At 69.1% G+C, this 12294-nt stretch carries 12 protein-coding genes; 4 read left to right on the top strand and 8 right to left on the bottom strand.

Annotation, left to right across the window (positions count from 1 at the left end):
* Positions 1–8 precede the first annotated feature (8 nt).
* From Q0R13_RS01245 to Q0R13_RS01210, 8 genes are all read right to left on the bottom strand, one after another.
* Positions 9–251, bottom strand: coding sequence for a DUF2442 domain-containing protein (locus Q0R13_RS01245; RefSeq protein ID WP_293898259.1), 243 nt, complete (start codon positions 249–251; stop codon positions 9–11).
* Positions 252–384: 133 nt separating this feature from the next.
* Complete coding sequence (locus Q0R13_RS01240; RefSeq protein ID WP_293898256.1) at positions 385–2592, bottom strand: xanthine dehydrogenase family protein molybdopterin-binding subunit; 2208 nt, start codon at positions 2590–2592, stop codon at positions 385–387.
* A gap of 2 nt (positions 2593–2594) precedes the next feature.
* Complete coding sequence (locus Q0R13_RS01235; RefSeq protein WP_293898253.1) at positions 2595–3062, bottom strand: (2Fe-2S)-binding protein; 468 nt, start codon at positions 3060–3062, stop codon at positions 2595–2597.
* Positions 3063–3436: 374 nt separating this feature from the next.
* A complete protein-coding gene (locus Q0R13_RS01230; protein WP_293898250.1) occupies positions 3437–4150 on the bottom strand; it encodes a TPM domain-containing protein in 714 nt (237 codons plus the stop codon).
* A 1-nt stretch (position 4151) separates the two neighbouring features.
* Positions 4152–4940 (bottom strand): YgcG family protein, encoded by a 789-nt coding sequence (locus tag Q0R13_RS01225; protein ID WP_293898247.1) that lies wholly within the window; start codon positions 4938–4940, stop codon positions 4152–4154.
* A 4-nt stretch (positions 4941–4944) separates the two neighbouring features.
* Entirely contained in the window at positions 4945–5586 is a 642-nt protein-coding gene (locus Q0R13_RS01220) for a LemA family protein (RefSeq protein WP_293898244.1), read from the bottom strand.
* 133 nt (positions 5587–5719) lie between these two features.
* Positions 5720–6514, bottom strand: a complete 795-nt coding sequence (locus Q0R13_RS01215; RefSeq protein WP_293898241.1) for a DUF1365 family protein — start codon at positions 6512–6514, stop codon at positions 5720–5722.
* The gene (locus tag Q0R13_RS01210) at positions 6514–7860 is read right to left on the bottom strand and encodes an FAD-dependent oxidoreductase (RefSeq protein ID WP_293898239.1); all 1347 of its coding nucleotides are present in this window, start codon (positions 7858–7860) and stop codon (positions 6514–6516) included. Before Q0R13_RS01210 ends, Q0R13_RS01215 begins: the two co-directional genes overlap by 1 nt.
* 135 nt (positions 7861–7995) lie before the next feature.
* On the opposite strand from Q0R13_RS01210, the gene Q0R13_RS01205 reads away from it, so the two are divergent.
* The 4 genes from Q0R13_RS01205 (at position 7996) to Q0R13_RS01190 (ending at position 12179) form a co-directional block, all read left to right on the top strand.
* Positions 7996–8811: a DUF1295 domain-containing protein gene (locus Q0R13_RS01205; RefSeq protein WP_293898236.1), complete on the top strand. Its 816-nt coding sequence runs from the start codon at positions 7996–7998 to the stop codon at positions 8809–8811.
* Between the two features lie 9 nt (positions 8812–8820).
* A complete protein-coding gene (locus tag Q0R13_RS01200) occupies positions 8821–9861 on the top strand; it encodes a cyclopropane-fatty-acyl-phospholipid synthase family protein (protein ID WP_293898233.1) in 1041 nt (346 codons plus the stop codon).
* A 175-nt stretch (positions 9862–10036) separates the two neighbouring features.
* Positions 10037–10447, top strand: coding sequence for a DUF2177 family protein (locus Q0R13_RS01195; RefSeq protein WP_293898230.1), 411 nt, complete (start codon positions 10037–10039; stop codon positions 10445–10447).
* Positions 10448–10592: 145 nt separating this feature from the next.
* A complete protein-coding gene (locus Q0R13_RS01190; protein ID WP_293898227.1) occupies positions 10593–12179 on the top strand; it encodes an AMP-binding protein in 1587 nt (528 codons plus the stop codon).
* The last annotated feature ends 115 nt before the right edge of the window (positions 12180–12294 follow it).

Here is a 12294-nt window from a genome sequence, read left to right as displayed (position 1 = left end):
CGGCGCCGCTAGCTTGACCGAAGCAGCGTCTCAACAGCGATGTCTTCGTCGATTTCGGGCCAATGGATTCCCTGTCCGCCGCCGATCAGCCGCCAATTGCTCCGTTGTCCGGGTGTGGCGTCCCTGAGGCGCGGAAACCACTCCAGGGGCGCTGCCACTTCGCGGCCGTCGGCTAGCACGACGCGTAGGGCCAGGTCTGTCGTTTCAACATCAACGGCGTCGCTATCGAGCTTCAGGACCGAAATGCCCATTGCAGGCCTCCTTGAACGCCACGCGATGTTCGATGACCAAGGCGCGATCCCGAAACCGTCATCACCGTCGGCATGCGCGGCCTCTCCCGATCTCTCGAACCCCATCGGCGCCACTTCGGACGTGGGCCAGACCCTAAGCCTTCAGCATGTCCTTGGTGATCGGCAGGGTGCGGACGCGCTTGCCGGTCGCGGCGAAGATGGCGTTGGTCACGGCGGGAATCGCGGGCGGCAGGGCGGGTTCGCCCAGGCCGGTGGGCGGGTAGTCGGTAATCACGAACTTCACCTCCACGGCCGGCGCCTCGTGGATGCGCAGCAGCGGATAGTCGGTGAAGTTGGATTGCTCGACGCGGCCGTTCGCCAGGGTGATCTGCTGGTGCAGCGCGTGGCTGACGCCCTCCAGCACCGAGCCCTGCACCTGGTTGATGGCGCCCATCGGATTGACGATCTGGCGGCCCACGTCGGCGGCCACCCAGACCTTCTTCACCTTCACCTCGCCCACCGGGCTGACCGCCACGTGCGCCACCTCGGCGAAATAGCCCATGTGGCTGTAGTAGCAGGCCACGCCCATGCCCTCGCCCTTGGGCAGCTTGCCCCGCGACGCCCAGCCGGACATCTCGCCCACCGCCTTCAGAACGCCCACCATGCGCCCGGCGGCGTAGGCGCCCGGCGCCTCGCCGACCACCGGCTTGTCGCCCAGCAGCCTGATCTGGAAGGCCAGCGGATCGGCGCCGGCCGCGTGGGCCAGTTCGTCGATGAAGGACTGGTGCACGAAGGCCAGCGCATTCGAGCCCGGCGCCCGCATCGGCCCGGTCGGCATGCCCAGCGGCATGACGCTGACGTCCTGGCGGTAGTTCGGCACGAAGCGCGACGGGAATTCCGTGGTCGCCATGCCGGCGCTGGACGCGAAGCCCGCGCCCTCGCCATAGCTGACGAAGTGGTCATGCCAGGCGCTCAGGTTCCCCGCTGCGTCGACGCCGCCGCGGAAGAAGTGGAAGCCGCCGGGCCGGAAGAAGCCGTGCTGGATATCGTCCTCGCGGCTCCACAGCAGCTTCACCGGCGCGCCGGTCTCCCGCGCGATCCAGGCCGCCTCGACCATGTAGTCGTTGCCCAGCCGCCGGCCGAAGCCGCCGCCGCAGCGGGTCATGTGGACCGTGATGTCCTCGGGCTTGATGCCCAGGGTCTTGGCGCAGAGCTGGCGGCCCGGCTCGGGGAACTGGGTCGGGGCCCAGATCTCCAGCTTGCCGTCCTTGTACTCGGCGGTGCAGTTCTGCGGCTCCAGCGGGGAGTGGGCCAGGAAGGGATAGGCGTAGGCCGCCTCGACCGTCTTGGCCGCGCCCTTGAGCGCCGCCTCGACGTCGCCGTCGTTGCGGGCGTTGCGCTGCGGCGGGCCGGCCGCCAACTCCTTGGCCCTGGCCGCGAAGCCCGCGCTGGACTGTGTCGAGGTCGGGTGCTCGGCCCACTGCACCTTCAGCTTATTCCGGCCCTTGCGCGCCGCCCACCAGGTGTCGGCCACCACGGCGACGCCCGGCACGAGGCCGGAGCCGATATTGCCGCCGGTCGGCATCACGGCGGCGGAGTCGCCCTGCACCACGAAGGCCTTCTTGACGCCCTTCACCGCCAGGGCGGCGTCCAGGTCGGCGCTGCCGACCTTGGCCCCGAACACCGGGCCCTTGACGTAGGTGGCGTACAGCATCCCCGGCCGCCGGACGTCGATGCCGAACAGCGGCTGGCCGGTGACGATCCTGGCGGTGTCGTACTGCGGCATGGACTTGCCGATGATCCGGTAGTCCATCGGGTCCTTCAGGACGACCGTCTTGGGGTCCGGCGCCGGGATGTTGGCGCAGGCCAGGGCCAGGGACCCGTAGGTGCGCTTCTTGCCGGACCTGGTGTTGACCACCGTGCCCGGCGTGGTCGTGCAGTCGCCGGGACCGCAGTTCCAGGCCTGGGCGGCGGCCTGGATCAGCATCAGGCGGGCGACCGCGCCCACCTTGCGCAGCTCGTCCCAGTGCAGCGGCGTCGCCATGGAACCGCCGGCGAACTGGCGGCCATAGGCCTTGGGATCGTTGTCGGCCTGCTCGATGCGGACGTTCTTCCAGTCCACGTCCAGCTCCTCGGCGATCATCATCGGCAGGCTGGTCTTGATGCCCTGACAGATCTCCGGGTTCTTGGCCACGATGGTGACGATGCCGTCGGGGGCGACGCGGACGTAGGCGTTCAGCGCGCCGACCCCGGCCGCCGCCGCGCCGGCCTTGGGCGCCAGGGCGAAGTTGAGGGTCAGGCCGGCGGCGGTGACCGAGGTCAGGATTTCGCGGCGGTTCGCGCCGGTGGCTTGGAAGGTCATGGCTAGACTTCCACCTTCTGCCCGGAGGCGTGCTTGATGGCGGCGCGGATGCGGACGTAGGTGGCGCAGCGGCAGATGTTGCCGCTCATCGCCGCCTCGATCTGGGCGTCGTTGGGCTTGGGTGTCTTGGCCAGCAGGGCGGTGGCCGACATGATCTGGCCGGGCTGGCAGTAGCCGCACTGGGCGACGTCCAGCTCCATCCAGGCCGCCTGCACCTTCTTGCCCACCGGGTGGGTCGCCATGCCCTCGATGGTGGCGATCTTGGCGGCGCCCACACTGGCCGTCGGGATCTGGCACGAGCGCATCGGCTGACCGTCGATGTGCACGGTGCAGGCCCCGCAGGCGGCGACGCCGCAGCCGAACTTCGGCCCGACGATTCCCAGCGTATCGCGCAGCGTCCACAGCAGCGGCGTATCGCCGTCCACGTCGGCGTTCAGCGCCTGCCCATTGACGTTGAGGGTATAGGCCATGGCCCGCGTCTCCCGATTTTGCGGTATGCTACTCCGTGGCGGCGATCCGGCAAAGCGACGGGCGGCGGAAAAGCATCATGGATTCCAACGGCGTCCGGAGACGGCCCCGGATTTCGTGCAGTAGTTTCACTACATAACGCAGACGGCAGTCGGTCAGCCGGCCGCTGCGCGGCAGACATCGCATAGACGCCCGCCGCCACTCCTCCCAACTGTGTCGTCCCGGTTTTGGCGCCGCCAAAGACCGGGACCCACGATCAGGCTCGGCAGTCCGCGGCCGTCCCGCCGCGGCGACCGGTCGTGGGTCCCGGTCTTCGCCTGCGGCGAAACCGGGATGACACCCGTAGGGAAAAGGCGGAGGAGCGCCCCAACCCGCCTCAGGGGCGCGGCAGGACCACCACGGCGTCGGGCAGTTCGTTGGGGTTGTCGTCCGGCCGCGCGGGGAAGCGCTCGGCCAGGACATCGGCGCACTGGCCGATCGCCGCGGCGAACCCGGCCGCCGCCTCGCCGCGCCGCAGGCCGGCGGTGAGCGCTGCCAGCGCCTTGTCCCAGGTCCCGTCCGGCGCCTGGGCGTGGATGGCCTCGTCGGCGATCAGCTCGGCCATCCGCTCGGCCGCCGAGACGTAGATCAGCACCCCGGTGCGCTCGCGGGTGGCGTGCAGGTTCTTGGCGATGAACTGCTCCTCGGCCCGCATCCGCACGCGGTCGCGCTTCATGCCGCGTGGGGTGAGGGCGCGCCGGATCGGGTGGATGGACACCACCAGCAGGGTGACCACGAACAGCACACCCTGCAGCAGCAGCGTGCCGACCAGGGCCGCCCGCGCCGTGGCCTCGCCGATGCCCTCGACCTGGTCGGCCGTCCAGCCGCCGAAGCGGCTCATGTCCGGCGCGGTGACGTGCAGCCCGGCCAGCAGCAGCACCGCCGGCGCCAGCAGCGCCACGCCCGCCGCCCAGGCCAGCGGCGTGGCGTGATAGTCCGAGCTCTCCTCGGCCACCACGCAGTAGATCTCGCCCGTGGTGCGGACCTCGGCGGCGCGCACCGCGGCCTCCACGGCGTCCAGGTCGGCGGGACTGAGCAGGGGCGTCTTCATCTCACCAGCTCCCCGAGGCGCCGCCGCCGCCGCCCGATCCGCCGCCGCCGGAGAACCCGCCGCCGCCACCACCACCGCCCCATCCGCCGCCGCCGCGGCTCGATCCCGACAGGAAGAAGGGCAGCAGCCACCACAGGCCGCTGCCGCCGAACCGCCGCCGCCCACCGAACATCCGCAGCACGCCGCTCAGCACCCAGAACACGATGACGACGACAAAGACGATCGGGATCGGAAAGCCGCCGCCGGATGGCGCGGGCGCGGATTGTCGGTCCGCCTGGGCGGCCTGGGCCTGGGCCTGGTCCGCAGGCAGGCCGATCTGGTGAACGATCGCCTCGGTCCCCTCGACCACGCCCTGATCGAAGCGGCCGGCCTTGAAGGCCGGCAGGATCTTGCGCTGGATGATCAGGCTGGAGACCGCGTCGGTCATCACCGGCTCCAGGCCGTAGCCGACCTCGATCCGCACCTTCTTCAGGCTGGGGACGACGATCAGGATCACGCCGTCGTTCTGGCCCTTGCGGCCGATGGCCCAGGTGCGGAGCAGCTGGTAGCCGTAGCCCTCGATCTCGTAGCCCTGGAGGTCCGGCAGGGTCGCCACCACCACCTGATGTCCGGTTTGCTGCTCCAGCGCCGCCAGTTCCTCGGTCAGTTTCTGCTGGGCCGGGGGCGACAGCAGGTGAGCGTTGTCGACGACCCGTCCGCTCAGCGGCGGAAACGTCGGCGCGGCCAAGGCCAGGGCGGGGAGGAGGATGAGGAGGGTGAGCGCCGCCGCCCATGAACGGGAGATACGCACCCGACTACTTCGGCGGCGCGGAGCCGGGGGCCGCCCCGGCCGGCGGGGCGCCGAAGTCCACGGTGGGGGCGGACTGGGCGGTGGCGGTGGCCTGGAACAGTTCCATCGGCTTGGACGACCCGTACAGGGTCTTGGCCCAGATCACCTGCGGGAAGGTCCGCAGCGTGGTGTTGAAGTCGCGCACCGCCTCATTGTAGTCGCGGCGCGCGATCGCGATACGGTTCTCGGTCCCTTCCAGCTGGCTCTGCAGGGCCATGAAGTTCTCGTTCGACTTCAGGTCCGGATAGTTCTCCTGCAGCACCCGCATCGGGGCCAGCGCCAGGGACAGGCTGTTCTGGGCGGCGGCATAGCGCTGGAACGCCGCCGGGTCGGTGGTGATGCTGGCGTCGGATTTCACCTGCAGGGCGCCGGCGCGGGCCTGAGTGACCCCGATCAGCACCGAGCTCTCCTGGGCCGCATAGCCCTTCACCGTCGCCACCAGGTTGGGGACCAGGTCGGCGCGGCGCTGATACTGGTTCTGCACCTCCGCCCATTGCGCCTTGGCCCGCTCTTCCTTGGTCGGGATCGAGTTGACGCCACAGGCGGCCAGGGCCAGCGGAATGACCAGCAGCAGCGCCAGGCGCGAAAAGCGTTGGATCGGGCTCATCTCAGAGGGGTCCTTTGCACCACGACGGCCAGGATGCCGTGGAATGTGGCGTGCGCCTTGATAAGGCGCAACGACGCCGCTTGGTTCATTGAACCCCAGGCGGCCGGGGCGCGGCCGGCGGCCGGTTTCGCGCCTACGCCACCGCCTGCAGCGCCGGCGTCACCACCGTGACCGCGCAGGCCGGCTTCGGCGGGCGCTGACGGATCTTCTCGCCCTTGAGCCAGATGAAGATCGCCTCCCAGTGGATCGCCGCCAGCACGCCGGCGGTCATCCAGGGATGGGTCAGCCAGGCGCGGAGCAGGTTGCGGTCGGAGAGGTTCTGCCGTCCGCCCGCGAATCCCGCCGCCAGCACCCGGCCCTCGGCGTCGTCGACGTTGATGAGCACCTGCACCTGATCGCCCGCCGCCTGGGATCGCGGCGGCCGCATGCGGAAGGCGTAGCTCAGGTCCATGTCCATGAACGGCGAGACGTAGAAGCCCTTGTCGCAGGCCTGCGTCAGCACCGGGGCGTCGTCCGCGGGGATGAGATAGCTGTGCCGCTCGCCGAAGGTGTTGTTGACCTCGTACAGGATGGCGCTCAGCGCCCCGTCCGGGCGGTGGCAGTAGAACACCGTCAGCGGGTTAAAGCCGGCGCCCAGGATGCGCGGCATGGCCAGGATGCGCACCGGCCCACCATGGGCGATGCCGGCGGCGGCGAGCTGGGCCTCCACCTGGGCCTTCAGCGGCGTGGCCGACCCGTCTCCGTGCCGGGCGGGGTCGAAGCCCACCAGGTTGAAGCCCTTCAGCGAGAACAGCTTCAGGCCCCGGTCGAGCGCGGGAAGCTCGTCCAGGTCCAGCAGCAGCATGAAGATGTTGTAGCGCAGCGCGTGGCGCCGGGGCTTCAGCCGGGTGTGCGTCACCACCCCGGGATAGAGCCCGGACGCGAACACTAGGCGGCGACCTCCGTGAGCGCGGGGCCGCGCACGTGGATGCGGCTCGACTCGCCGTCGACCGTCCAGGGCCGGCGCACGCCGCCCAGCTGTTCGGCCACCGCCAGGCCCGACTGCAGGGCGTCCTCGTGGAAGCCGTGGCCGAAATAGGAGCCGCAGAACCAGGTCCGCCGCACGCCCTGGATATCCCAGAGTTCCTGCTGGGCGGCGACCGCGCCGGCGTCGAACAGCGGGTGGTCGTAGACCTCCGTGCGGATCAGCTTGTTCGCCGCGATCTCCTTGTTGGGATTGAGCGTGACGAAGATGTCGGGCGCGTTCTTCAGGCTCTGCAGCCGGTTCATCCAGTAGCTGACCGCGCCCTCGCCCGGCGCATCGCGCATGCCGATGTGGTTCCAACTGCACCAGGCGCGGCGACGCTTGGGCATCAGGCAGGTGTCGGTGTGCAGGGCCACCAGGTTGCGGCTGTAGTGGAAGCAGCCCAGCAGGCGCTTCTCCTCGAGGCTGGCGTCGTCCAGCAGGCTTAGCGCCATGTCGCCGTGGGTGGCGATCACCACCTCGTCGAAGCGTTCGCGGCCGCCGGTGGCCAGGCGCAGTTCCGCGCCATTGGCGTCGCGGCGGACGCCGGCCACGCGGACGCCCTTGCGGACCTCGCCGCGGTAGGCCGCCGACAGCTTCTCCACATAGGCCCGCGAGCCGCCCGCCACGGTGCGCCACAGGCCGCGGCCGACGATGCTCATCATCCCGTGGTTCAGGAAGAAGCGGATCAGCGAGGCCGCCGGGTAGCGGCCGATCTCCTGCAGCGGCGTCGACCAGATGGCCGCGGCCTGCGGCAGCAGGTGGTCGTCGCGGAACGCCTGACAGTAGCCCTTCTGGGCCAGGTAGTCGTCGAGCGAGGTCAGCGGCGCTTCCAGCGCGGCCAGGTCCTTCGGCCCGTGGCGATAGAAGCGGCTGATGTCGCGCAACATTCCCCAGAACCGCGCGGAGAAGATGTTCCGCTTCTGGGCGAACACTCCGCCCAGGCCGAAGCTGGAATATTCGAAGCCGCCGTCGTCCAGGCTGACCGACAGCGACATGTCGGCGGGGATCGAGGGCACCTGCAGGTACTCGAGCAGAGCCGTGAAATTCGGATAGTTGGGCTCGTTGAAGACGATGAAGCCGGTATCGACCGGCGTCGCCCCGCCCGAGCGATGCGGCGCGTCTGTGGTGTTGGCGTGGCCGCCTAGCCGGTTGTCGGCCTCGAACAGCACCACGTCATGGCGTTTGGACAGCAACCAGGCCGCCGAGAGCCCCGCGATCCCGCCGCCGACCACCGCGACCCGCAGACGACGCTCATCCGAATCGAACACCGCAACCTCTTGGTCAATTCCTCGCCGGCCGCGAAAGGCGGCTTGGCGTCTTTGCAGCTACGGAAGGCTTCCCCGAGCGGATGCATCCGAGCCAAGGTATGACTGCGTATCGCTTCAGTGGAAAGTGCGTCGAACATGGTCTGGGTTCTGAGTCTCGTTGTGCTCGTGGCGATGACGCTGGTCATGCTCTGCGCCTGGGCGTTTGGCCTGGCCCGCAGGAACGGTGGCTGGACCGACGTCTTCTGGACGTTCGGCACGGGCGCCACCTTGGCGGCGGCGGCCCTGTTCCCGTTGGAAGCCTACCCTGGACCGCAGCCACGCCAGTGGCTGGTGGCGGCCCTGGTGGCGCTTTGGGCGCTGCGCCTGGGCGGCTACATCGCCGCGCGCGTCAGCCGCCACGCCGAGGATGCGCGCTATGCCAAATTCCGCGCCGAGTGGGGCAAGGACTACCCGCGCAACATGCTGTTCGTCAGCCTGCCCCAGGCGCCGGCCGCGGCGTTGCTCGGCCTGTCGGTGCTCCTTGCCGCGCGGACGCCGGGCCATGATCTGGCGCTGCGCGATGTGCTGGGCGTCGCGGTCCTGATGCTGGCGATCCTCGGCGAGGGCCTGGCCGACGCTCAGATGAAGCGTTTCAAGGCCGACCCCGCCAATGCCGGCAAGGTCGCCGACATCGGCCTCTGGGGCTGGTCGCGGCACCCCAACTACTTCTTCGAATGGCTGAGCTGGCTGGCCTATCCGGTGATCGGGCTCGATCCCGGTCGGCCGATCACCTTGCTGACGCTGACCGCCCCGGTGGTCATGTACCTGTTGCTCACCCGCATCTCCGGCATCCCGCCGCTGGAGACCGCGCAGGTCGCCTCCAAGGGCGACGCCTATCGCCGCTATCAGGCGCGCGTTTCCGCCTTCTTCCCGTTTCCGCCCAAGACCTCCGGCCCGCCAAAAGCCTCCTGAAGGACCCGCATGAGTCTCGTCTCCAACACCCTGACCGCCTTCGAAGGCGCGCCCCTGCCCGATCCGGTCCGCAAGGCCGCGATCCAGATTCTGGTCTCCGGCGCGCGCCGCCAGGCCGCCCAGGCCGGCCCCGACGCCGACGCCGCCTTCGCTCGCCAGATGGCCGAGCGGCCGATCGCCGAGCATACCGACGCGGCCAACGAGCAGCACTACGAAGTCCCCGCCGAGTTCTTCCTCAACTGCCTGGGCCCGCGCCTGAAATATTCCTCGTGCCTCTACGCGCCCGGCGACACCCTGGGCCAGGCCGAGGACCGCGCGCTCACCGAGACCGTCGCCCACGCTGACTTGCGGGACGGGCAACAGATCCTCGAGCTCGGCTGCGGCTGGGGCTCGCTGTCGCTGTGGATGGCCCGCACCCTGCCGAACGCGAAGATCACGTCGGTGTCCAACTCCGCCAGCCAGGGCGAATTCATCCGCGGCCGCGCCGCCGCCGAGGGCCTGACCAACCTCACCGTCGTGACCGCCGACATGAACGACTTCGAGCCGCCAGCCCCCTTGCTAAAGACTGGTGGCTTCGACCGCGTCGTCTCCGTGGAGATGTTCGAGCACATGGCCAACTGGCGCGCCCTGCTCACCCGCGTGCGCGGCTGGCTGAAGCCCGACGGCCGGCTGTTCATTCACATCTTCACGCACAAGACCGGCCCCTACCGCTTCGATGTGGAGGACGAGGCCGACTGGATCGCCCAGCATTTCTTCGCCGGCGGCGTGATGCCCAGCCACGGCCTGATGGCCCAGTTCCCCGACCTGTTTACGGTGGAGCAGGACTGGCGCTGGAGCGGCGCCCACTATGCCAAGACCGCGCTGCACTGGCTGGCCAACTACGACCGCAACGTCGCCGCCATCCGCCCCGTGCTGAAGTCCGTCTATGGCGACCAGGCGGTGCTTTGGCACCGGCGCTGGCGGCTGTTCTTCCTGGCTACCGCCGGCCTCTTCGGTCACCGTGGCGGCGAGGAGTGGGGCGTCAGCCACTACAGATTGAGACCAGCGTAGCGACCCAACCAATCCTGCCATCCCGGACGGCCGCAGGCTGATCCGGGACCCAGGAGCAACCGCACAGCATGAACCTCCTGGGTCCCGGATCGGAGCCTGTCCTTGGGTCGGCCTGCGGCCGAGCCCGGGGGCTTCGCTGCGGCCGGGATGACAGGGATGGGGGAGGGAACACGAAATGCTCAAATACCTGATCACCTACCTGGGGACCGGCCTGGCGTTCGCGGCGCTGGACGCGGTCTATCTGACGCTGGCCGGCCAGAAGGTCTATCGCCCGACGCTGGACTATGCCCTGGCCGACAAGCCGGCCCTGCCCGCGGCGGTGATCTTCTATCTGGTCTATGTGCTGGGCGTCGTTCTGCTGGCGGTCCTGCCCAATCGCGACGCCGGCCTGGCGAAGACCGCGCTGGCCGGCGCTCTGCTCGGCGCCATGTGCTACGCCACCTACGACCTGACCAACCAGGCGACGCTGAAGGTCTGGGCCACCCGCATCACCGTGATCGACATCTCTTGGGGAACCTTGCTCACCGCGTTCGGCGCCAGCGCCGGGTATCTGGCCTGGCGCTGGGCCTCAAAGACCTTTGGATAGCTGCCAATTGTCGCCCGCTTTGTCTCATGTGATGGTGGCCGCGAGGCCGCCGACACCATGGGACGGGGATCATTTCGTCCCGCCCGCCGCGGCCTCCAATAGTCATTGATCGCGCCGATTTGCGTCAGGCGCCGGGGAGGATTTGATGGACGACCTGAAGGACCGCGTGAGCCTCGACGACCGGCTGGAAGCCGCGGCGGTCAGCGGCATGACCCTGGCCGTCTGGGCCGACCTGAAGCCCGACGCGGTGTTCATCCACGACCCCTCCGGCAGGACCCACAGCTTCGGCGAGGTCAACGCCGCAGCCAACCGGATCGTCCGCCTGCTGCGGGCCAACGGCCTGAAGGACGGCGACTCCGTCGCCCTGGTCTGTTCCAACCGGTCCGAGTTCGTCGAGGTGCTGGCCGCCACCCAGCGCGCCGGCCTGCGGATCACCCCGGTCAACTGGCACCTGAACGCCGAGGAGATCGCCTACATCATCAACGACTGCGAGGCCAAGGCGGTGTTCTGCGAAGCGCGCGTGGCCTCATCCGCCGCCGCGGTCGCCCAGGCGCCGAACGTCCTGGTCAAGGTCGCCATCGGCGGCGTGATCCCGGGCTTCCTGGACTATGACGCGGCGCTGGGCTCGCTGGATGGCGGCGACATCGCCGACCCGGTCCTCGGCAACGCCATGATGTACACCTCCGGCACGACCGGGCGGCCCAAGGGCGTCTACCGCGCCCAGCCGGTGGTCGCGGTGCAGGGCCTCTACGCCATGCGCGGCTACGATCACGCGACCTCCGTCCAGCTCTGCGCGGGCCCGGCCTATCACGCAGCCCCCCTGGCCTTCGACGTCCGCGGCGCCATGGGCGCCGGCTGCGAGCTGGTGTTCATGGACAAGTGGGACTCCGAGACCGTCCTTCGCCTGATGCATGACCGCCGGGTCAGTCACCTGCACCTGGTGCCGATCATGTTCCAGCGCCTGCTGGCCCTGCCGGACGATGTGAAGGCCAAGTACGACCTCTCCAGCGTCATCTACATCGTCCACGGCGCCGCGCCCTGCCCGCCGGAGGTGAAGGCCGCGATGATCGACTGGTTCGGCCCCGTCCTCAGCGAATATTACGCGGGCTCGGAGGGCGGCGCGGGCTTTGTGATCAGCTCCGAGGAATGGCTCGCCAAGCCCGGCAGCGTCGGTAAGCGCCCCGCACTGCTCGGCTCCAAGATCCTCGACGAGGCGGGCGCCGAACTGCCCACCGGCGTGCCCGGCGGCATCTACCACCAGCTGCCGCCCGGCGGCGGCTTCACCTATTACAAGGACGAGGCCAAGACCAACGCCAACCGGGTCGGCGACTATTTCACCATGGGCGACGTCGGCTACTTCGACGAAGACGGCTACCTGTTCCTCACCGGCCGCAACGCCGAGACGATCATCTCCGGCGGGGTGAACATCTATCCGCAGGAAGTCGACAACGAACTGATCAAGCACGACGCCGTGGCGGACTCTTCCACCGTCGGCATCCCGCACGATGAATGGGGCGAGCAGGTGAAGGCGGTGATCCTGCTGAAGGAAGGCTATGCGCCCTCGGACGCCCTGGCCCAGGAAATCCTCGCCCATGCGCGGACCAGCCTGCCGGCCTTCAAGGTCCCGCGCAGCGTCGACTTCGTCACCGACCTGCCCCGCTCCGAAGCCGGCAAGATCCAGCGCAACAAGGTCCGCGCCCCCTACTGGGAAGGCCGGGCCCGGCAGATTTAGCGGCCTCGAATTCCAGGTTGTGTAATTACAATTTCATAACTACATTGAAGCCATGACCGGCGTCCGGTTTGAGTGGGACGAGGCTAAGAACCTCTCAAATCAGCGCAAGCACGAC

Origin of the sequence: Phenylobacterium sp. (genome assembly GCF_025351295.1) — a bacterium.
In the GTDB taxonomy this organism is placed as follows: domain Bacteria; phylum Pseudomonadota; class Alphaproteobacteria; order Caulobacterales; family Caulobacteraceae; genus Phenylobacterium.
The sequence above is the reverse complement of the archived record's forward strand: the minus strand, read 5'-3'. Positions and strand labels throughout refer to the sequence as shown.

Excerpts from the sequence above, each read along its gene's own strand:
- Q0R13_RS01205 (WP_293898236.1), top strand. The coding sequence starts at position 7,996 with ATGGTCTGGGTTCTGAGTCTCGTTGTGCTCGTGGCGATGACGCTGGTC.
- Q0R13_RS01240 (WP_293898256.1), bottom strand. The coding sequence starts at position 2,592 with ATGACCTTCCAAGCCACCGGCGCGAACCGCCGCGAAATCCTGACCTCG.
- Q0R13_RS01230 (WP_293898250.1), bottom strand. The coding sequence starts at position 4,150 with ATGAAGACGCCCCTGCTCAGTCCCGCCGACCTGGACGCCGTGGAGGCC.
- Q0R13_RS01245 (WP_293898259.1), bottom strand. The coding sequence starts at position 251 with ATGGGCATTTCGGTCCTGAAGCTCGATAGCGACGCCGTTGATGTTGAA.
- Q0R13_RS01235 (WP_293898253.1), bottom strand. The coding sequence starts at position 3,062 with ATGGCCTATACCCTCAACGTCAATGGGCAGGCGCTGAACGCCGACGTG.
- Q0R13_RS01190 (WP_293898227.1), top strand. The coding sequence starts at position 10,593 with ATGGACGACCTGAAGGACCGCGTGAGCCTCGACGACCGGCTGGAAGCC.
- Q0R13_RS01220 (WP_293898244.1), bottom strand. The coding sequence starts at position 5,586 with ATGAGCCCGATCCAACGCTTTTCGCGCCTGGCGCTGCTGCTGGTCATT.
- Q0R13_RS01200 (WP_293898233.1), top strand. The coding sequence starts at position 8,821 with ATGAGTCTCGTCTCCAACACCCTGACCGCCTTCGAAGGCGCGCCCCTG.
- Q0R13_RS01195 (WP_293898230.1), top strand. The coding sequence starts at position 10,037 with ATGCTCAAATACCTGATCACCTACCTGGGGACCGGCCTGGCGTTCGCG.